The sequence below is a fragment of the Amphritea atlantica genome (assembly GCA_024397875.1).
Lineage (GTDB): Bacteria > Pseudomonadota > Gammaproteobacteria > Pseudomonadales > Balneatricaceae > Amphritea > Amphritea atlantica_B.
The window spans coordinates 1,704,538-1,724,460 of record CP073344.1 but is presented as its reverse complement, the minus strand read 5'-3'; the positions used below and the strand labels follow the sequence as shown (position 1 = coordinate 1,724,460).

The 19,923-nt window shown below is 47.8% G+C and carries 17 protein-coding genes; 4 read left to right on the top strand and 13 right to left on the bottom strand.

Annotation, left to right across the window (positions count from 1 at the left end; all coding sequences use genetic code 11):
- Positions 1 to 76: 76 nt before the first annotated feature.
- The 3 genes from KDX31_07840 to KDX31_07830 all read right to left on the bottom strand — a co-directional run bounded on the left by KDX31_07840 (position 77) and on the right by KDX31_07830 (position 5,528).
- On the bottom strand, positions 77 to 2,269 hold the full coding sequence (locus tag KDX31_07840) for an OsmC domain/YcaO domain-containing protein (protein UTW04897.1): 2,193 nt from the start codon (positions 2,267 to 2,269) through the stop codon (positions 77 to 79).
- Between the two features lie 188 nt (positions 2,270 to 2,457).
- Positions 2,458 to 4,257 carry a methyl-accepting chemotaxis protein gene (locus tag KDX31_07835; protein UTW04896.1) on the bottom strand — a complete coding sequence of 600 codons (1,800 nt, stop codon included), beginning with the start codon at positions 4,255 to 4,257 and terminating at the stop codon, positions 2,458 to 2,460.
- A gap of 683 nt (positions 4,258 to 4,940) precedes the next feature.
- Positions 4,941 to 5,528 carry a CGNR zinc finger domain-containing protein gene (locus KDX31_07830; protein ID UTW04895.1) on the bottom strand — a complete coding sequence of 196 codons (588 nt, stop codon included), beginning with the start codon at positions 5,526 to 5,528 and terminating at the stop codon, positions 4,941 to 4,943.
- A 92-nt stretch (positions 5,529 to 5,620) separates the two neighbouring features.
- Here KDX31_07830 and KDX31_07825 point away from each other — a divergent pair, with 92 nt between their 5' ends.
- Complete coding sequence (locus tag KDX31_07825; GenBank protein ID UTW04894.1) at positions 5,621 to 6,424, top strand: alpha/beta hydrolase; 804 nt, start codon at positions 5,621 to 5,623, stop codon at positions 6,422 to 6,424.
- A 321-nt stretch (positions 6,425 to 6,745) separates the two neighbouring features.
- Here the strand turns inward: KDX31_07825 and rsgA are convergent, their stop codons facing one another.
- Together rsgA and KDX31_07815 are read right to left on the bottom strand one after the other, a co-directional pair.
- Complete coding sequence (rsgA, locus tag KDX31_07820; protein ID UTW04893.1) at positions 6,746 to 7,789, bottom strand: ribosome small subunit-dependent GTPase A; 1,044 nt, start codon at positions 7,787 to 7,789, stop codon at positions 6,746 to 6,748.
- Between the two features lie 252 nt (positions 7,790 to 8,041).
- Positions 8,042 to 9,160 carry an FAD-dependent monooxygenase gene (locus KDX31_07815; protein ID UTW04892.1) on the bottom strand — a complete coding sequence of 373 codons (1,119 nt, stop codon included), beginning with the start codon at positions 9,158 to 9,160 and terminating at the stop codon, positions 8,042 to 8,044.
- A 104-nt stretch (positions 9,161 to 9,264) separates the two neighbouring features.
- Here KDX31_07815 and KDX31_07810 point away from each other — a divergent pair, with 104 nt between their 5' ends.
- Both KDX31_07810 and KDX31_07805 read left to right on the top strand, forming a co-directional pair.
- Positions 9,265 to 10,146: a LysR family transcriptional regulator gene (locus tag KDX31_07810; protein ID UTW04891.1), complete on the top strand. Its 882-nt coding sequence runs from the start codon at positions 9,265 to 9,267 to the stop codon at positions 10,144 to 10,146.
- A 160-nt stretch (positions 10,147 to 10,306) separates the two neighbouring features.
- Positions 10,307 to 11,965 carry a diguanylate cyclase gene (locus KDX31_07805; GenBank protein ID UTW04890.1) on the top strand — a complete coding sequence of 553 codons (1,659 nt, stop codon included), beginning with the start codon at positions 10,307 to 10,309 and terminating at the stop codon, positions 11,963 to 11,965.
- 34 nt (positions 11,966 to 11,999) lie between these two features.
- On the opposite strand, the gene KDX31_07800 is transcribed toward KDX31_07805, so the two are convergent.
- The 4 genes from KDX31_07800 to ylqF form a co-directional block, all read right to left on the bottom strand.
- Positions 12,000 to 13,178 carry an NAD(P)/FAD-dependent oxidoreductase gene (locus tag KDX31_07800; protein ID UTW04889.1) on the bottom strand — a complete coding sequence of 393 codons (1,179 nt, stop codon included), beginning with the start codon at positions 13,176 to 13,178 and terminating at the stop codon, positions 12,000 to 12,002.
- 64 nt (positions 13,179 to 13,242) lie between these two features.
- Positions 13,243 to 13,491, bottom strand: a complete 249-nt coding sequence (locus KDX31_07795; GenBank protein UTW04888.1) for a CDGSH iron-sulfur domain-containing protein — start codon at positions 13,489 to 13,491, stop codon at positions 13,243 to 13,245.
- Between the two features lie 90 nt (positions 13,492 to 13,581).
- Positions 13,582 to 13,857, bottom strand: a complete 276-nt coding sequence (locus KDX31_07790; GenBank protein ID UTW04887.1) for a hypothetical protein — start codon at positions 13,855 to 13,857, stop codon at positions 13,582 to 13,584.
- Position 13,858: 1 nt separating this feature from the next.
- Positions 13,859 to 14,815, bottom strand: a complete 957-nt coding sequence (gene ylqF / locus KDX31_07785; GenBank protein ID UTW04886.1) for a ribosome biogenesis GTPase YlqF — start codon at positions 14,813 to 14,815, stop codon at positions 13,859 to 13,861.
- A gap of 174 nt (positions 14,816 to 14,989) precedes the next feature.
- On the opposite strand from ylqF, the gene KDX31_07780 reads away from it, so the two are divergent.
- Positions 14,990 to 16,213, top strand: a complete 1,224-nt coding sequence (locus KDX31_07780; GenBank protein ID UTW04885.1) for an HDOD domain-containing protein — start codon at positions 14,990 to 14,992, stop codon at positions 16,211 to 16,213.
- 54 nt (positions 16,214 to 16,267) lie between these two features.
- On the opposite strand, the gene maiA is transcribed toward KDX31_07780, so the two are convergent.
- The 4 genes from maiA to KDX31_07760 all read right to left on the bottom strand — a co-directional run bounded on the left by maiA (position 16,268) and on the right by KDX31_07760 (position 19,878).
- The gene (gene maiA / locus KDX31_07775; protein ID UTW04884.1) at positions 16,268 to 16,900 is read right to left on the bottom strand and encodes a maleylacetoacetate isomerase; all 633 of its coding nucleotides are present in this window, start codon (positions 16,898 to 16,900) and stop codon (positions 16,268 to 16,270) included.
- A gap of 104 nt (positions 16,901 to 17,004) precedes the next feature.
- Entirely contained in the window at positions 17,005 to 17,931 is a 927-nt protein-coding gene (locus tag KDX31_07770) for a LysR family transcriptional regulator (GenBank protein ID UTW04883.1), read from the bottom strand.
- Positions 17,932 to 18,263: 332 nt separating this feature from the next.
- On the bottom strand, positions 18,264 to 19,280 hold the full coding sequence (locus KDX31_07765; GenBank protein ID UTW04882.1) for an IS110 family transposase: 1,017 nt from the start codon (positions 19,278 to 19,280) through the stop codon (positions 18,264 to 18,266).
- 115 nt (positions 19,281 to 19,395) lie between these two features.
- Positions 19,396 to 19,878, bottom strand: a complete 483-nt coding sequence (locus KDX31_07760) for a universal stress protein (GenBank protein UTW04881.1) — start codon at positions 19,876 to 19,878, stop codon at positions 19,396 to 19,398.
- Positions 19,879 to 19,923 lie beyond the last annotated feature (45 nt).

Genomic DNA, 19,923 nt, shown 5'->3' with positions numbered 1-19,923 from the left:
TTCGTTTGTCTTTTTTTTTACTTCGCTGTTCAGGCTAGCGCCCTGTCCACAAGAAAGCGGTGCCGGGCAGCAACCTTCAGAGACTACTTTTTCTGGCTTGATGTAGCTTTTTATAGCTTTCAATCAGTCGCAGATGCTTGTCCAGACCTTCGAGTTTCATACTGGTCTTTGTCAGTCCGTGGAACCGCACCTCAGCGCGGACACAACCCACCACATCGGTCATAACCTCATCACCGAACATCCGCTGCAGATTAACCATAAAATCATCCAGCTGCAATTCGTCGTCCAGCAGAATCTCCAGTACGGCGCTCATCGCCTGATAGAACAGCCCCCGCTCGACGGTATTGTCGTTATACTGCAGGAAGTCCTGCACCAGCTCCAGCGCGTTCTCATGCTGCTGCAGGGCAAGATAGATCAGAATTTTCAGTTCCAGCACTGTAAGCTGGCCCCACACCGTATTCTCGTCGAACTCAATTCCGATCAGGGTGCGAATCTCGGTATAGTTGTCCTCTTCACTCTCCTCCAGACGCTCCACCAGCTCAGCCAGCTGCTCATCAGTCAGTGAGTGGATATTGAGAATATCCTCACGGAACCAGATCGCCTTATTAGTGTTATCCCATACCAGATCTTCAACCGGATAGATCTCTGAATAGCCAGGCACAACAATTCTGCAGGCCGAAGCTTCCAGGCCAGGAACCAAACCCTCAAAGGTGGTGACATACACCTCTTTATCTAACGCTTCAAGGATCGCCATCAGAGCGGCACTCTCCTCCTCGTTGCTGCCGGAAAAATCCCACTCAACAAAAGAATAGTCCGCTTTGTTACTGAAGAAACGCCAGGAGATCACACCGGTCGAGTCGATAAAGTGCTCAACGAAGTTGTTTGGCTCAGTCACCGCATGGCTGTTAAACGTCGGTTTTGGCACATCGTTCAAGCCCTCAAACGATCGTCCCTGCAGCAGTTCTGTCAGACTACGCTCCAGTGCAACTTCAAAGCTGGGGTGAGCACCAAACGACGCAAACACACCACCGGTTCGGGGATTCATCAGTGTGACACACATCACTGGAAACTGACCGCCCAGCGAAGCATCTTTAACCAGCACCGGAAAACCCTGTTCCTCAAGGCCTTGGATTCCAGCCTGAATTGATGGATATTTGTCCAGCACCGCTTTCGGGACTTCGGGAAGCACGAGTTCCTGTTCAATAATCTGTCGTTTGACCGCCCGTTCAAAGATCTCAGACAGGCATTGCACCTGCGCTTCATAGATATTGTTACCGGCACTCATGCCGTTACTGAGGAACAGATTCTCCAGCAGGTTTGAGGGGAAATAGACGGTCGCACCATCGGATTGCCGTATAAATGGCAAGGCGCAGATGCCCCGCTCATGGTTGCCTGAGTTAGTATCAATCAGATTGGAACCGTTCAGTTCGCCATCAGGGTTATAGATATCCAGACAGTAATCATCCAGCAAGCCATCAGGGATAGAATCAGTTGAGGTCAGCGGGAACCACTTTTCATTCGGATAGTGAACAAACTCAGCGTTGGCGTGTTCTTCACCAAAATACTGATCGTTGTAGAAGAAGTTGCAGCTCAGGCGCTCGATAAACTCACCCAGGGCAGAGCAGAGAGCACTCTCTTTGGTTGCCCCTTTACCGTTGGTAAAACAGAGTTCCGAAGCCGAGTCGCGGATATTCAGAGACCACACATTCGGCACGATATTTCGCCAGGAGGTAATCTCAATCTTCATTCCCAGCGCTTCAAGAATGCCGGTCATATTGACGATGGTTCTCTCCAGTGGCAGATCTTTCCCTTCAATCATGGTGTTCACACCATCATCAGGGATCCCCATCGCCATGATAGAGGCATCTGCGTCCAGATTTTCAACCGTTTCGATCTTAAATTCAGGCCCTTCCTGCACCACTTTCTTGACGGTACAACGCTCAATAGAGCGCAGAATACCGGTACGGTCTTTTTCAGAGATCGATTCAGGCAGCTCAACCCGGATCTGGAAGATCTGGTTATAACGATTTTCAGGATCAACGATATTGCTCTGAGACAGACGGATATCATCTGTCGGTATATCCCGGGCGTTACAGTAAACTTTGACAAAGTAAGCAGCACAGAGCGCTGAGGACGCCAGAAAATAATCAAACGGGCTCGGGGCAGAACCATCCCCCTTATACCGGATCGGCTGATCGGCGGTGACGGTGAAATCATCAAACTTAGCTTCGAGTCTGAGGTTATCTAAAAAATTTACTTTGATTTCCATCTGAATACTCTATCGGAAACTTTTATAAGGATATCGATATAACTACCGACTTAGAGATTGCGCAGACTTAGCCCGGTTACAGCCCCTGTTTTGGGCTGCATTTTACACTAATAGGCGGGTTAAAAACGAACTGATTCTGATTAATATCAGCAAAGGAGACGCGCACCGTCATCCGGTGCGCAGCTGGATCAGAGAGAAGCGTTTAACAACAACTCAGGCGGAAAAGCAGTACAGAAGTTACCCCAATGACGGCCATTGACGTAAAGCGGCACCGAGATAGAATTCAGGATTTCACCGGTATCCCGGATAAAGGTTAACAGCAGAAACGGTGAGGTCTGATTGGCCCGGCGTATCTCAGCCCGGCTACCATTGTAAATACGGCGATGCCGGCTAAGCTGGTTATCTTTATCAAAAACACCGGTCAGGGGTTTGGATACCTTGGCGTTATGCGCCGGGCAATAGCCATTCACATCAAAGGCCGAAGCAATCAGAAATGCAGGCTTATCCGCTATAAAGCGATCAAACAGCGGCTGCATGGCCCGTTCAAATTTATCAGTATAGCCAGTGTCGTATTTCTCCGGTTTCTGATCGGGATTTGTTCTCTTATACTGTGTATCAAAAACATTTAATCCAGCGCCAGCCAGCTTTTCTAACTCTCTCTGGATCTCGCCAGCCCACCTCGTTGCGGTAGTCACGATCTCTTCAAATCCACCATAACCAATACTGAACCGGGACAGCAGCTCCTGCATCTCCTCTGTTGCAGTTTCCAGATTGATTGAGTGTTCAGCAGATACCGTCATCTCTGACTGAATATAGTCCGACAGTTCAGTTATTTTAGAAACATGCTCGTGGGTACTGTTATTGGTATAAGACATCTCCTCAATAGCCGCACTGATCTCACTCATCTGACCATGCACCGTTTCAAAATCATCGATCATAACCACAAATTTATCGCTGGTTTGAGAGATAAAATTATCGGTTTCAGTAACATAGTTTTTAATTTTCGACGCACCAGAGCGGGTATCATCCACGAGAGTGACCATCTGGTGAATATTTTTGTCGATCTCCTGCGTGGCAGCATTCACCTTCTGAGACAGGCTGCGAACTTCATCTGCCACCACGGCAAAGCCGCGACCAGCCTCGCCCGCCCGGGCCGCTTCAATAGACGCATTCAGCGCCAGCAGGTTAGTCTGATCAGAAAACGCCTGCACCAGTTTCAGCACTTCAATAATGTTGCTGGAATTATCCGATAACTGCAGCACAACATTCTGAAAATCTGTCAATTGATCTTCAATCGCATGAATCTGACCTTTAACACGCTCCATATCCTGACCAGCAGTCCGGATCTCAGTCAGGTTAAGCTCATTACGATTAGCTATATTCTGGGTATGCTGAGCGATCCCCTCAATCGCCTGAGTGGCTTCCTGACTTGCCTGAAATACTTTTTGTGCCTGATCAACCTGTGATTCTGCGGTTTCTTTTGTTTCAAGCAGGACCTTCTGAAGCTGACTGACACTTAAAGAAACCCTGACACTACGCTCACGTGAGTCCGCAATAATCTGCTTCAGACTCCCGGAAAAACCATTGTAGTTTTCGGCCATTCCGGCAATCTCATCGAATGTTTTCACCGGCAATGTTGCCGATATATCACCCTCTTTATCTTTCACTGCGCTCAGTACGGTATTCATATCCCTAATAGGGGAAAGAAACAGGTGCCGCATAAAGTAGGTACTAAAAACAGTGACAATCAATATAAATATCGTCATCAACATGACAGCATTAGAAAGCGAGTGGGTGATCGACAATAACTCACCACTAATCACAAGATCTGCCCCTGATTGCTGCTGCAGAGTAAGCAGAGAGTCATATACCCAGTAACAGACCCCAAGCAGAAAAAAGCTGGGTAACTGCAAAAAAGCCACGTTGCCGATAATTTTCTTAGTCAATGTATAGAAGAAAGTCTTCTCAACCGTTTTATACATACCCACTTCTTCATCTCCATTATTATTTTTTTGTTACATATCACAAACAGAAGTAAACTCTGGCCGGTAAAACGTGAGATTTTTTAATCAAGAAAAACTGCCAAAATCCTCGATAAATCGAACAAAACGGTCATCTTGGCAAAAAAACCTAAAAAATACTGGATCAAACCATCATCTCACAATGATATATTTCCACCACCATTAATGACACACAAAAAACTTAGATGAGGATAAATTAAGTATCACTTAAAAGAAAGTTATTAGCAAAATTTCTGTATGACTGATTTAAAAACGATTACTCAAAATGAGTTATTCATAGCCATATTGAGTAAAGCCGAACCGGCCACGCCTCTGGAGACAACCTTCACGACTTATGCCTGGCGCGGACTAATATGGTTTTAACCATTGGAATTCATTCCATTGGAAAAGAGATAAGAAGACGATAGACTTTTGCTTAAGGGGATACTGAATATGAAGGGCCAGCTGTGGAGAACAGATGAGGTCATTAGAACGGACAGCGATGAACTTGTCCGGCTAATGCATAGCAGCCAGAATTTTTACGCGCCCTCCACCAAAGGAGGTAAAGCCTTTTTTCACCAATAGTACTCTTTGGAGAACTCAGTTTTACCTGCCCTACTTTAACGCCAAAAGGTCTCCCCCTTTAAAGTGCCGACAGCCTTGTTGAAAGGCTACTGTTTTCGATTTCTGAAAGATACAGACTTTGCCCGATTACCACATGTCCCCATGTTGCACCACCGTCGCCCCCTTCCCCGGCCTCTATTCAGGAACATCCATGAACAACGCCCACATTCTTTCAGCTTAGTAATGTCCTCGGAGCGCAGCAGACTCTCAATGGATAGCGTTAGAACGTCTATTACCCAGCTCGGCTTCGCCATGTTGGGTACCCATATATAGTTATTTTCTGCTAGCTTCAAAGACGAATTATTTATCGCCGTTCTTATACCGTCTTCAAGCTTTTGCAGCGCTACACCCGTTTTATTTTCTCCCGATACTATGCAGTTAAGCGCCGCATATGCTGTCTCCCTCAGTTCGTGAATATTCGTCAGCAAAGTGGAAATGTCTGCTTGTTGTATTTCATTTTCCAGCACATTCATCTGTTCTTCGCTGAAGACAGATGAAACCTGCGCCCATCCCAGAAAGCTTGCCCAGTCAGATATACGACTACTGTCTCTGCGCTTATCCTGATCTTCGACGGTGTTCACGAAATCAAGTGCTGGATGCCCACCAATGAACGCATCTTCGTTCCATAGCGTCATACCATAACCTATTATTTCAATTTAACGGTTGTTTAATTCTACCCGATTAACTAACCTATTATATCAAATTAAAGGTTACTAAGGGCCATTTTATGCTTAATTTATCGCATCGTTTCACATTTGAAGGTCAGGATATTGCCTGGGGAAGTATTGGTGAGGGTGAACCGCTGGTTCTCATTCACGGAACCCCCTTTTCCTCACAAGTTTGGAGGAAGATAGCACCGCTGCTGGCAAGGCGAAGAAAAATCTACTTTTTCGATCTGCTAGGATATGGGCTGTCAGAAAAGCGGGAAGATCAGGATGTATCACTTGCAGTTCAAAATACTCTATTTGCCGCTCTGCTTCAGGAGTGGGGAATCAGCAGGCCTGAAGTTCTTTGTCATGATTTTGGTGGCACAACAGCGTTGCGAGCTTACTACCTGAATGGTGTCCGCTATGCGCGGCTTACTATCATTGACCCAGTAGCAATAGCTCCCTGGGGCTCACCGTTTGTCAGCCATGTCCATGAATACGAAGAAGCATTTGCCGGACTACCCGCATATGCTCATGATGCTCTTCTACGCGCATATCTTCAGAGTTCTGCATATTCTGAACTGGGTGAAGAAACTCTTCAAATCTATATGACACCCTGGCAAGGCAAAGTTGGACAAGCGGCATTCTATCGTCAAATAGCGCAGATGGATCAGCGCTATACTGATGAAATAGAGAAGCTTTACGCCCCCATGGAAAACCCAGTTCAGATTTTGTGGGGCGAAAAAGATGAGTGGATACCTATTTCACAGGGCAAGAAATTTGCGAATCTGCTTACGACAGGAGTGCTAATCTCGGTTCCTGAATCGGGCCATTTGATGCAGGAGGACGCACCAGAAGCCATAGTAGCGGCGATGCTTGACTAAGATAAATTTCCCTTTTGAGAGTTACCGCTTGTGGGTTTAGTGGATCGTTGAACGCGCTGATTAATCTTTCAACTGGTGTTTCATAGTCTGGTGTTTTTCCTGGACACTCGTTTAGCTGACAGGCTATCTCGTTTAACCCTTCCAACTAAATTGATCAAAACCTTTTTTCACCAATAATGCTCTTTCGACATCCCTGTTTTACCAGTCCGACTTAAACTGTTAAAGGGCTTTGCCTCCTTAAACTAAAAACGAACTGATTCTGATTAATATCAGCAAAGGAGACGCGCACCGTCATCCGGTGCGCATTCCCGTCAGTAAAGGCTAATCGCCTTTTTTCAGCTTAACACTCTCATGCAGTACCTTACGGTAGTAACGGCTCAATGACCGGTCTTTCGCTCTGCTCTCTGCCAGCGTCTGACTATTGCGAGCCTGCTCGCGCATCAGTTTCAGGTAGTTAGTCAACCGACGCTGATCTATCAGAGATGCCTGCAGGGCCGCCTGAACAGCACAACCAGGCTCATCCTGATGCTGGCAATCAGTGAATCGACACTGTGATGCCAGAGCACTGATATCGGCGAACGTTTCATCGATACCGGCTTCACACCCGCTCAGTTGCAGCTCCCGCATTCCCGGCGTATCGAGCAGTACACCACCATCGGGAATCAGATGCAGTGAGCGAGCCGTCGTGGTATGCCGGCCCCGGTCATCATCGTCACGGGCAGCCTTAGCCTGCTGGACCGGACGCCCCATCAGGCTATTAATCAGGGTTGATTTACCCACACCAGAGGAGCCTAACACCGCCACGGTACTGCCCGCCCGACACCAGGGCTGTAATACAGCTGTACTCTGCCGGTCCAGTGCATTCACCGCTTCAACCAATAGCCGGCGATCAAGCGCCTGGACCTGATTGACCAGACTATCCGGGTCATCGAAGAGATCGGCCTTGGTAAGCACCACAAAGGCCTCAGCCTTTGCTTCCCGGGTCAAAGCCAGATAGCGCTCTATCCTGCTCAGTGAGAAGTTCTGGTTAAGGGAGCAGGTGACAAACACCGTATCTACATTCGCAGCCATCAGCTGCTCTGACACCCTGCTGCCAGCCGCCTTACGGGAGAAACAGGAAAGGCGCTCAAGCGCGCGATAAAAAACACCGTGACTGTCGAGTAACACCCAGTCCCCCACTGCCAGAGAGGGCAGGTTTGGTGAGATATGGAGGGTCTGTCTGCCCTGCTCGCTGTAAAGCTCAAACTGAGTACGGTGCTGTGCAGCCACACGGGCGGGCAGATAACCTGAAAGCTCTTCAAGGCTGAGTTGTTGCTGAAAAAAGGGTTTCCATCCCAGTTGGGACAGACGGAAAATAGTAGTCATAAGAACCCCTGACGCATACCTGAGTAGCGCCCTGAAATTAATTCATAGGGGCGGAAGAGCCCCGGTTCAGTAACCGGGCAGAGAAATCAGTATAACTGAGTTCAGCAGACTGCCCGGAAGGTTTTGACTACAATCATCTGTACCCTCCAGCGGTGTGTTATTCATAAAGAGATTTCAATCTAGCAGAAGCATACACTGAGTCAAGGTTCCACAGCAGAAAAGAATACGACAACGGTCAACGGCAAACTACCGTTACTCAACCTCTAATCCCTGCATCCAGAACTGAGTTAACTGCTCAACCGAAATACCTGAAACAGACGCAGGAGGCTCAGAAAGGGCTGAAAATATCCCCTGTGCTAACTGTCTTCCAGCCGCTTGTGCGGCAGACGTCTTGGCGATACGTCGTTGATAAAAAGCTGTCAGGGCTGTATTCAGCTCATCCTGTTCAGCCAGAATCCGGACAAGATGCCATGCATCTTCCAACGCCTGACACGCACCCTGCCCTGAAGTCGGCAAAGATGCATGGGCGGCATCTCCAATCATTAAAACGCTGCCCTTATGCCAATATGGCAGCGGATCAAGATCATGAACAAAAATGCGCCTGAGTGATGTTTTATCATAAGACTTCAGCACACGCTGTACCGGACCAGGCCAGTTCATAAAACGCCGGTGCATCTCTTCATACCAGGCAGATAAAGGCCGCTCTTTATCCATAGGCGTGCTCCATGCGGCAGCCCAATAACAGACACCGGGAGTAACCGGAACAATGCCAAAGCGCTCACCAAAGCCACGAAAATCATGAATGGCTTCATCTAAAGCCCCCTCCTCCACCTGACTGATACCAATAATATTGATGAAACCCTGATAACGGGGAGTTATCTTTCCCTGATATAAGACCTGACGCACCACCGTGTGCATTCGCCCATCGGCTCCAACCACCAGATCAAAGGTTTGCTTTAATCCTTCAATAGCCTGCGGCGTTATAGTGCAATTGAACTGTCTCTCAACACCCAGGTCATCTAACGCGCTGTCCAGTATGCTCATAAGATCCCGGCGTAATACCGTCACACTGATAAAGCCACTCAGACTATTCATAGTCTCAATATCAAGCTCACCCAACAGGACTCCCTGCTGATTAAACTGACGCATAAAACGGGGGGCTCCACCCAGATGCTTCAGCTCTTTTTCCAACCCCATCTGCTGCAGAATATAAACGGCGTTTGGCCATAAAGTGACACCCGCCCCCATGGATGAGACCTGACTATTACGCTCATACAGACTCACCTGATAACCCTGCTTTGCGGCTAGTATCGCCAGCGCCATCCCGGCAACGCCTGCTCCGACAATGGCGATTCGATCGATGTTGCTCATCTGCACTACCTCGTTAGTTAAACTGGGTAGTGATTGTCACAAAGCCATCATTCAGGATAAATAAGGTATTATTGGGTTATTAATCCCATTTAATGAGTTAATTAATGATTGATAAAATCGAACTTCGATGGCTACTCAGCTTCCAGACGGTATATCAACAGCTGAGCTTCAAGCTGGCGGCAGATCAACTGCAACTGCCAACATCTAACGTCAGTCGCCATGTCGCCTTATTAGAGCAGCAGTTAAATGTGCGATTATTGGAGCGCACCACACGCAAGATGATCCCAACCGCTGCAGGTAACCAGCTTTACCGTTCCATTACCCCCCTCATTCAGGCAATGAATGATGTACTTGAAGATGTTTCTCTGCAGGGCGACAGCCTGTCTGGCCACCTTAAAATCATCATGCCTGATCTCCCCTTTCTGGCTGAAAGCATCGCTGACTTTTGCTCGCTTCACCCGAAAATAAAGCTTAGCTGTGATACCCAGTTAAACCCGACGGAAGGTATGTTAGAGGGGTTCGATCTGGTGCTGCGCTTTGGCCGTGGCCCATTGGAAGATTCTGGCTGGGTCGCGAAGGAGATACTGCGCTGGTCAAGTTGCGTGGTTGTCGCACCCCGGTTACTTGAACATCATCCATTGCCACACTCTCTGGATGAACTGCGCAAAATGCCCTGTATAACCAGTCTCTCTGTACTACAGGGAATGCCCTGGCGATTTAAACAGAACCAGACCATTCAGGTGCAGTCCAGCTATAAGGTCAACAGTGGTAACATGGCCAAAACAGCCGCACTGAAAGGACTGGGCTTTGCCATCTTACCCACTCATGCATGCCAGGCAGAAATAGACAACGGCTCTCTTATCCAAATTGACCTTAACAGCGAACCGGAAGACCTTGTGCTATACGCATTTTACTCGGGGAGAAAATACCCACTGGAGAAAGTGAAAGTGTTTTTGGAACATTTACTATCGGGGCTTGGAGACTGATGAATAATAGTTCCCCCAGTAGCCTATTCTGAGCAAACTAATTCCGAACGTCCGGGCCTTTAAAACTAATGTCATCCGCTTGAAATACCTGAAACTCACTTGTAGACCAAGGCCCTATGAGCAATAATTGTTTTTCTGGAATAAGGATATTGAATCGCAAATGAAACATGGATTTGTAGTGCTGTTCAGTGTGCTGGTCATTATGCTAAACAGTGGCACATGTTATGCCCAAGACCCAATTTCCTTGTCTCAGCAACAAACATCCGCAATAGAAGAGCTTAATTTCTGGAGACGTGTTAATTCAGCTCCCACCCCCTCAACGCTTTCAGATATCAAGCACCTCTATCATGCTTCGCCAACGGTAGATTCCACCATCGGCATGCACGGGGCTTTTGTCACCAAATTCGTTATTCGCAATGCCAGCAATGCCGGAAAACTATGGTTTGTTAATCTACATGCTAACTATCTGGACCAGGGCCTGGCCTATTGGCAAAGCACTACCAATGATGTGGTTGATCAGGCAAACTTTAGCCAACGCTCCACGGCCAATCCTAAGTTAGCTCATGCGCAAGTTTTTCCGCTCTTTATTGAGAGTGGAGACACCGTTGAACTGTGGATTTATATTGAAGCTAAGCGATTTGCCGTCCCGGTAACGGTCAGGTTAATACCTGAATCTAAGTTTTATTATCAACAATTTAAGGACAATATACTGACAGCTATCAGCATTGCAGTGATGTTAACTTTGGCTGTGATAGCTGTTTTCACCTATGTACGCACTCGACAAATGATCATTCTGGCATGCGCTGGTTATGTGGGCTTGCATGGCCTTGGCTGGTTTGCAGCATCGGGGCAACTGGGTTATCTGTTTAACATTTCAGCAATTAACCCTGCTTATGCAGGCATACTGATTTTCCCCTTTGCCATTGCTGCTGCAAGCCTGTTCACCAAAATGTTATTTAACTGCCCGCAAGACTATTTAAGACTAAGCAGATTTTTGCACGGTGTTTCCATCACCAGCGTTGCTCTGGGCATATTGATGTGGGTGTTACCGTTTGCATCCAGTTACTTGATTTCACACATAATTGCGGCCTTTTGGATTCCCATATCAGTCAGTATTGGCTTCTTTATGCTGGGGAAAAGTGACTTTCGTGCTAAATATTATTTGGCGGGAAATCTGACCTATGGCCTGGCTTTGGGGTACTACGTGCTTTCACATACCAAACAGGTAAACGGGGACCTATTGCCTGAGCTCGTTGTATTGCTGGCTTTAACGGTTGATTGTATCTGTATTTTGTTGTCTTTATCTGAATGGATTCACATTCAGCAGAAGGAATATTACCGCAGTTACACTCTCTCGCGGATAGATCCATTAACCAATGTCGGTAACCGTCACTTATTTAGTGAAAGGTTAAGTAAGTTATCTTCACCTTATTATCTAACCTTCATCGATTTTGACGGTTTCAAACAGTTGAATGACACACTAGGACACGAACAAGGCGATAGGTTTTTAATTGAATCTGCAGACATAATGCAGCGTAAGCTGAAGGGAATCGGTGAAGTCTTTCGAACGGGTGGCGATGAATTTATCTGGCTAATAGTTAGAAAACAGAATGATAAAAACCTGCTGACAAAAATCTCGCAACTCATCGCTCAAACCGAGCAAGAGTTAATGCAGGCCGGCTGGCAACAAGCAAGCTTAAGTTATGGGATTGCAAACAGCCATGAATCTGACAACTTATCTGAGTGTTTGTCCTTGGCAGATAAACGCATGTATGAGCAAAAACGTTCAAAAAAGGAAGTCACTAGCGCTGCTCTGTAACGCCAATAGTCTTCGTTTTTAATACCCCAATACACTAAACCGCCTGCCCTGCGGCAACACCCGAAGCCCAGGCCCACTGGAAGTTGTGGCCACCTAAGTGTCCGGTGACATCCAGGCACTCGCCAATGAAATAGAGGCCAGGAAGTGTTTTTGCCTCCATGGTTTTCTGGTTGATCGCATCGGTATCGATACCGCCCAGTGTAACTTCCGCCGTACGGTAGCCCTCGGTACCCGACGGCTTTACCGTCCAGTTATGAAATGCAGAGGCGATGGCTTCCAGCTGTTTATTGGAAAAATTACCCATAACGCCCGTTAATTCAAACTTTGTGCAGAGTATTTGCGCCATACGCTTACTCATCTGCTGCGCCATAATAGTGGTAATCTCGGCCTTAGGCCGGCTATCACGCTGTTCTTTGAGCCACTCAAGCAGATCAAAGTCGGGAAACAGATCGATCTCAACCTCCATACCCGGCTGCCAGTAGTTCGAGATCTGCAGCATCGCAGGACCACTCAGGCCACGATGGGTAAACAGCATCATTTCGACAAAGCTGGTTTTGCCGATGCTCGCCCGCACCCGGTGAGAGACACCGGACAACTCACTGAGCTGCTCTTTATCTTTCGGTTGCAGGGTAAAGGGAACCAGTGCGGCTGATCGTGGTAAAACGCTGAGGGAGAACTGTTCAGCTATATCGTAGGCAAAGCTGGTTGCCCCACCATTTGGAATAGACAGACCACCGGTGGCGACAACCACGGATTTTGCCGCAATATTCCCCAAGGTGGTTTGCAACTGAAAACCGTTATCGGTTTGCTGTAGTTTATGCACCTGGGTTTCGGTTTTAATCTCAACCCCCGCCCAGTCACACTCAGTCAGTAAAACCTGCAGTATCTCTTTGCTGGATTCGTTGCAGAACAGTTGCCCCAGGGTTTTCTCGTGATACTCCACACCGTGACGATCAACCAGATCGATAAAATCCTGTGCGGTGTAGCGACTCAACGCCGATTTACAGAAATGGGGATTTTGCGAGAGAAAATTAGCCGGACTGTTGTGCATATTAGTGAAATTACAGCGGCCACCACCGGACATCAGAATCTTCCGGCCAATTTTGCCGGTATGCTCCAGCAGCAGAACCGACCGTCCCCGGTAGCCTGCTGTAGCAGCACACATCAGACCAGAGGCTCCGGCACCTATTATCACCACATCAACCTGTTGCAAGGTAAACTATTCCTGCTAGAAAAAAGAACCGCATTGTACCCAGTCAGGAAAACTCTAGCGAGTACTATTGGCTCTTATTGTGACTGCCGTCACAGAGGGGGGGTGTACCTGTTTGTTTACAGCGGCAGAGCAATACAGTTTCACTTTTGCGGGCGATAAATACCACCGGATCCAGCCCGGTACCCTGGTGAGAACCATCACAGAAAGGCTGATTAGCAGAACGACCACAGGCGCACCAGCAATAAGTCTCGCCCTCTATCAGGTCAACCCTGGCAGGCGCGTTGCCTGCACGATGAACATCAGCATGAGTCATAGTCTGATCTCCGTTTACCGCCTGCAGTTTATCTGCAGGCACCAGTAAACGTAGATGACGCTTTAGCGGAGATCAAACTCCGACAGGGATTTATTTCTCCTCTGCGGCCGCTTTACGAGCCTCTTCAGCGCGCTTCAGTCGACGAATCTTGTCCGCCAGGGGGGTATCGCGCTGTTGTTGAGCGGACTCTGCTGCCAGCTCAGCTTCGCGGGCTTTTTCATACACCGACTTATGTTTCTTCTTCTGTTCCTGATTGCGGCGCTTGCGGCTTTCATAGCTATCGGGATCAGCCAGTTTCTCGCTACGACGCGGAATATCCAGAAAAATTGGTTTTGGCGAGGTGCGTTTTTTCTTTATACGTGACATTTCAATTACCTTTATTACGGTGAGCCGAGCGATCACTCTGTGACTCTGCTTCTAACCGTTCCTGTTCTTCTCTTTCAAGCTCGAGGCGTTCAGCTTCAAGCCTTTGCTGCTCCCACTTTTCCAGCCATTCGCCCACGGATTCGTAAGTTATCTGACCCAGCTGCCCACCGCGCAACTCGTTGAGCAATATCTCTGAAGCTTTATGCATATCGATAACGCCACCGGGTCTCAGCCCTCCCCGCTTGCGGCCGATGGCTTCAAGCAGCAGATCTCCCCGCTCCGGTAACTGTTTCAGTTTATAACGATCCAGCAACAATTGCGGATAGTCCCTAAGCAAAAAGTCAGCGGCATAAAGGGCAACATCTTCAAACTCGATTGCGGTGTTTTTGATAGCACCACTGGCCGCCAGCCGGTAGCCGGAGTCGACATCTTCAATCTTTGGCCAGAGCATACCCGGCGTATCTGATAACGCCATACCGTTGCGCAGCGTAAAACGCTTCTGACCCTTTGTTACTGCCGGCTCGTTACCCACTTTGGCGATTTTCTTACCCAGCAGGGCATTAATCATGGTGGACTTCCCTACATTGGGAATCCCCATAATCATCGCCCGCACCTGACGGCCATTATTACTCCGCGAAGGCACCAGCTTATTACACAGGTCAGGTATGCTACTGATCAGCTTTTTCTGCGAATAGTCGATCATCAGCGCCTGCGTGTCCGGCAGACTATTATAAAAATCGACCCACTCCTGAGTACGGGCCGGGTCAGCCAGATCGCTTTTATTAAGCAGTTTGATAACCGGCGTCCCTTTTCGCAGCTGAGACACCATCGGATTTTCACTGGACACAGGCAGACGCGCATCAAGAACTTCAATCACCACATCGATCTCATCCATCACCTGGGCGATCTCTTTGCGGGCTTTATGCATATGGCCCGGGAACCAGTTAATTGTACTCATAATCACAGTCTGCTAAATCAGGGAGCAACATTATACCTGTAGCATAGAAAACAGCGACTTGTTTTGCTGTTTATCTAATATCTGATTACTTGTAATGGTGATAAAGGCGGCTGACAATAGACGCCGCTAATTATATGCTTACGTCAAAAGCAGTTTTAAATGGAAAACACCTATATGGAAACCACATCAGATTCACAAGTTCTGATGGCCCGACAGCCGATCTTTGATCGCACCCAGAGGGTTGTAGCTTATGAACTGCTCTACCGGGATGAGCAGGGCTCAGAGAACGGTCTGTTTCGCAATTCAGGCAGCACCAGTGAGGTAATCCTCAACTCCTACACCAGCATCTCAGATCAGGGTGAGCTTAAGCGGGTACCCGCGTTTATCAATCTCAGTCGTGACCTACTGGTCTCTGACGATTTTCCAGAGTTACCGCGCAAAAATATCGTGCTGGAAATTCATCAGAACATTAAAATAGATCGTGAAGTAATCGTTGCTATATACCACCTTGTTAAGGCGGGCTACCGGATTGCTCTGGATCATTTCACCTATAAACCCCAATATGAACCCCTGTTAAAGATGGCTCATATTGTAAAAGTAGATGTTCAGAATATGAGCTTTGAAGAGGTTGCAGAACAGGTACGCCTGCTGACGCCCTTCAAGGTCACCCTGCTGGCGGAAAAAATCCAGACCGTTGAGATGCTTGAAGAGTGTAATAAACTCGGTTTTAAACTGTTTCAGGGACACTTTCTCAGTAAACCCAAACTGGTTAAAGGCAAAAAAGTTGACCCCAACCAGGCAACACTGTTTGAACTGGTTCAGGAACTCCAGAATCCCAATACCACGCCAGAACGCCTTGAACATCTGATTATTCGCGATCCGGTACTGACCTATAAACTCCTGCGCATCGTTAACTCTGCAGCCTACTCTCTGGTCCGTAAGGTTGAATCCCTGACTGAGGCCGTCGTCATGCTGGGAATGACACAGATACGCAAGTGGGCCACTCTGATCGCACTGAACAATCAGAGCGGTAAACCGGAAGAGATCTGCCGCGGCCTGCTGGTCCGCGGACGAATGTGTGAAGAGATCGCACTGGCGACTAAACGCAGCAACCCGGGCAGCTATTTCATGACCGGTATGATGTCCAACCTGCATCTGCTGCTGGATATCGATCGCGAATCGATGCTCAGAGAGGTTCCGCTAAGTGACGAAATCAAAAATGCGATCCTCCTTAACGCAGGAGATATGGGTGAAACACTGATGTTTGTCGGCAACTACGAAGCCGGTGACTGGGATCTGCTGCCCACCGATTTCGATTCTAACCTCTATGAAAGCAGCTATCGCAAAGCGCTGGACTGGAGTAAAGAAGCGATGCAGGCACTCAACGACCTTGACTGACAGATCCAGCCCTCTGTTTATCTCCAGACACAGGCCGCATCCGCGGCCTTCTTTTTAAGCACCCGGTTGCAGATCGGGATGAGCATCGGCAAATGCCCTGAGCTTTAAGCAGTTCTCATTAACCCGGACGATATTGGGATAACTGTCGAGATTACACTTGAACCGGTTGGCATTAAACACCTGCGGAACCAGACAAAGATCTGCCAGAGTCACTGTGTTACCAAAACTATATTCACCGGCGGTGTCGCTGAGTGTCTGTTCCAGGGCATTAAACCCCTGATAAATCCAGTGCCGGTACCACTGCGTCTTCTGTGCATCGCTGGCACCTAATTCAGACACCAGGTAGTTAAGCATGCGCAGATTATTAACCGGGTGAATATCACAGGCCACCAGTTGCGCCATGGCCCTCACGATAGCTCTGTCGCCGCTGTTTTCCGGTAACAGGGGCTGAGCATTGGCACAGGTCTCATCCAGGTATTCACAGATCGCCAGCGACTGGGTTAACAGCAACTCCCCATCCTGCAACGCAGGAACCAGTCCTTGCGGATTTCTGGCCAGATAATCAGCTGAACGCTGCTCACCTGCGAGCAAACTGATCGGTACCTGCTGATATTCAACGTGTTTAAGATTAAGCGCGATACGGACACGATAAGCCGCTGAAGAGCGACAGTAATCGTACAAAATCATATTAACCACCATCATTAATTAATAATTATATTACAAACACTTAACCCAACAAGTAAAAGTTAATTATTGATTTAAAAGAGCCCGTACCTGTTGATACAGAAATGCTATAAATGCCCCGTAAGATCAAATTTCTGCTGAAGATTATCATCCAGCCACCCCTTAAAAAACTCAATAAACAGGCTTACTTTAGGGGCAATATATTTACGCTCGGGATAGATTGCGTACAGGCTGAGTCGCTCAGCCTGATAGTCAGGCAGCAACAACTCTAACTGCCCTTCTTCAACATATTTGCCGATCACAAAAGAGGCAAGATTAGCCACGCCCCGATGAGCCAGCGCGGCCTGCAATACCATAAGACTATTGTTTGCTTTCAGATCCCCGCCGACCTGAATGGTCTGACTTCCTGCAGTGTTTGTCAGGGTCCAGGTGTTGGTATTACTTGCCAGCATGAACACCAGGCAGTTGTGCTGCTTCAGGGCCTCAGGTGTCTGCGGGTGACCATGCTGCGCAAGATAAGCCGGGGTAGCACAGAGAAACAACGGTACGGATGCAATCTCGCGGGCAATCAGACTGGAATCGGGCAGTGAAGGATGGGTGATTCTTAACGCCAGATCGAAGCCGTCTTTGAGCAGCTCAACATCACTATCATCCAGAGCGACTTCCAGCTGAACATCCGGATAAGCAGCCATAAACTCAGGTATCGCTCTGGAAAGCAGTTGCTGCCCAAAGGTCATGTTAGCGTTAATCTTCAACACCCCTTTAGGTTTGCCCTGCAACTGAGACACAAGGTTTTCGGCTTCGTCCACATCTGAAAGAATAGCCTGACACTTTTCATGGTAGGCAGCGCCGACTTCGGTCACACTGAGGCGTCGGGTTGTTCGCTGCAGAAGCCGCGCACCCACATGCTGTTCCAGATGGGAAACCTGCTTGCTGACGGAAGAGCTGGAGATCCCAAGCTCAGCGGCGGCCAGAGAAAAACTCTTAAGGTCAACCACCCGTACAAAAACACCCATTGCCGCCAATACATCCATTCTCCGCCACTCCTCAATACCAATTGGGCTTTAACCTATCAGGGCACAACCCAAGACACAATATTAATTCCAAAAAGAGAATAATCATCCGACAGATACAAAAATGTATGGTTCCCCTCATGATTGCAACACAGATTTGTGATCATGAGGTGGTTTTGCGCTAATGTATTCGGAGTCTTTAATTAGGAATGTTTCATTCCTGCTCCACGATGAGCATCCGCGCCAGATAGCCCTTAAAAAACCGACAGCTTATAACAGCTGTTTTTTGTGACAGGTTTACTACCCGGACGGTCAACCCTTTTCATCATCACGCTCTGTTATTGCAAACCTGATTAAACCTGCTGTGACTGGTAAGGCTCATTCTTGCTTAAAACAGCATACGCTATTCGTGACAGCTTGTTTGCCAGAGCAATACAGACCGTATTAAATGATTTACTTGCTCTCAGCTTTCTTAGCCAGTCATACATCGGCCCCCGATAGTTATCCAATCGTGATAGGATCGCTCTGGCTCCGTGCACTAATAAGCATCTAAGGCGTTTATTTCCACGCTTACTAATACCTAATAACTTCGACCTCCCTCCTGTCGAATATTGCCGCGGCACCAACCCTAACCAAGCAGCCATTTCTCGACCGCTTTTAAACTGATGAGCATTGCCCACTTCTGCTGCTAATTGGCTTGCAGTCATATCACCAATACCAGGAACGGTTTTTAGTAGCTGGCAACGACTGCTTTGCTTAACCTGCCTAACGATTTTTATATCTTGTTCGGCTATTTGCTCATTTAAGTAGCGGTAGTGATCATGCATCACTTGAAGCTCACCTATGATGGCTGGGCATAGTGTAACTTTTTGTGTGCTTAGCCATGAAAACAGCTTTTTCATCGCTGAGTGACCACGTGGAAGGGATAAACCGAATTCCAATAACAGCGCGCCAATACGTGACATACAAGCTGTGCGCTCCGCTACGAAGCCTTCACGTACTCGATGTACGACTACCTGACTTTGTGCGTCAACTGACTTCACTGCGACAAACCGCATATCCGGACGACCTGCCGCCTCAGTAATCGCTTGCGCATCAATGAAGTCGTTTTTATTACCTTTAACAAAAGGTTTAACATATTGAGGCGGGATTAATCGGACGTCGTGACCATAACTCATGCAGAGACGGCCTAACCAGTGCGCGCCACCGCATGCTTCAAACGCAATAATGCATGGCGGTAGTTGTGCTATAAAAGTAATGAGCTGATGACGAGAGAGTTTCTTTTTGCAGACTTGCTTATCGTGAGAATCACGACCAATTAAATGAAAAGAAGACTTGCCTAAATCGATTCCAAGGACTTTGATAGACATGAGATGGTTCTCCTTGTTGGTTTCGTCGCCTTTCCAGCATAGCTGGTTAAAAGCGAGGGGAACCATCTCATTAAAGCGGCCTCGATGGCCGCTTCTTATCTAATAAAATCCGTGATTATAGTGGCACGATCAATACCGGCCGCTTCGAATTATGCATCACCTTATTTGCGGTTGAGCCTAACAGAAACTGACCCATCGCTGAGTGTGTCCGGGTGCCCATCACGATAACATCAGCATCAATCTCATCCGCCACCCGAAGTATTGTTTTCCAGGGAGTTCCCTCCTCAACCCGGGACATAACGGAACCCTCTTCCAGCATCTCATTCTGCTCAAGCTCAGTTTCACAAAAAAGTCTGATACGCTCTTCAATTTTTATCTTGAGATTTTCCAGGCTCTGATCATGCAGCTCATTCAAAGCATCCTCACTGATCTCGTTCTGTATGATACTCTTCGCCGAAGCGCTGAGTGGCTCGATGACATGAAGGTAGGTTATCTCAGAATGATAGTGGCCACACAGGCTCATCGCCGCCCGGAATGCAGGCCGTGAGCCTTTATCAATATCAGACGCATAAAGAATCTTTTTTACATCAGGTAGCATAGCGGTAACCTTCTGATAGATTTGGCCCCCGGAGGGGCCGGAAAA

Bases quoted from the DNA above. Each gene is read 5' to 3' on its own strand.
- KDX31_07840 (UTW04897.1), bottom strand. From the start codon at position 2,269: ATGGAAATCAAAGTAAATTTTTTAGATAACCTCAGACTCGAAGCTAAG.
- KDX31_07830 (UTW04895.1), bottom strand. From the start codon at position 5,528: ATGACGCTATGGAACGAAGATGCGTTCATTGGTGGGCATCCAGCACTT.
- KDX31_07825 (UTW04894.1), top strand. From the start codon at position 5,621: ATGCTTAATTTATCGCATCGTTTCACATTTGAAGGTCAGGATATTGCC.
- rsgA (UTW04893.1), bottom strand. From the start codon at position 7,789: ATGACTACTATTTTCCGTCTGTCCCAACTGGGATGGAAACCCTTTTTT.
- KDX31_07815 (UTW04892.1), bottom strand. From the start codon at position 9,160: ATGAGCAACATCGATCGAATCGCCATTGTCGGAGCAGGCGTTGCCGGG.
- KDX31_07810 (UTW04891.1), top strand. From the start codon at position 9,265: ATGATTGATAAAATCGAACTTCGATGGCTACTCAGCTTCCAGACGGTA.
- KDX31_07805 (UTW04890.1), top strand. From the start codon at position 10,307: ATGAAACATGGATTTGTAGTGCTGTTCAGTGTGCTGGTCATTATGCTA.
- KDX31_07795 (UTW04888.1), bottom strand. From the start codon at position 13,491: ATGACTCATGCTGATGTTCATCGTGCAGGCAACGCGCCTGCCAGGGTT.
- KDX31_07790 (UTW04887.1), bottom strand. From the start codon at position 13,857: ATGTCACGTATAAAGAAAAAACGCACCTCGCCAAAACCAATTTTTCTG.
- ylqF (UTW04886.1), bottom strand. From the start codon at position 14,815: ATGAGTACAATTAACTGGTTCCCGGGCCATATGCATAAAGCCCGCAAA.
- KDX31_07780 (UTW04885.1), top strand. From the start codon at position 14,990: ATGGAAACCACATCAGATTCACAAGTTCTGATGGCCCGACAGCCGATC.
- maiA (UTW04884.1), bottom strand. From the start codon at position 16,900: ATGATTTTGTACGATTACTGTCGCTCTTCAGCGGCTTATCGTGTCCGT.
- KDX31_07770 (UTW04883.1), bottom strand. From the start codon at position 17,931: ATGGATGTATTGGCGGCAATGGGTGTTTTTGTACGGGTGGTTGACCTT.
- KDX31_07765 (UTW04882.1), bottom strand. From the start codon at position 19,280: ATGTCTATCAAAGTCCTTGGAATCGATTTAGGCAAGTCTTCTTTTCAT.
- KDX31_07760 (UTW04881.1), bottom strand. From the start codon at position 19,878: ATGCTACCTGATGTAAAAAAGATTCTTTATGCGTCTGATATTGATAAA.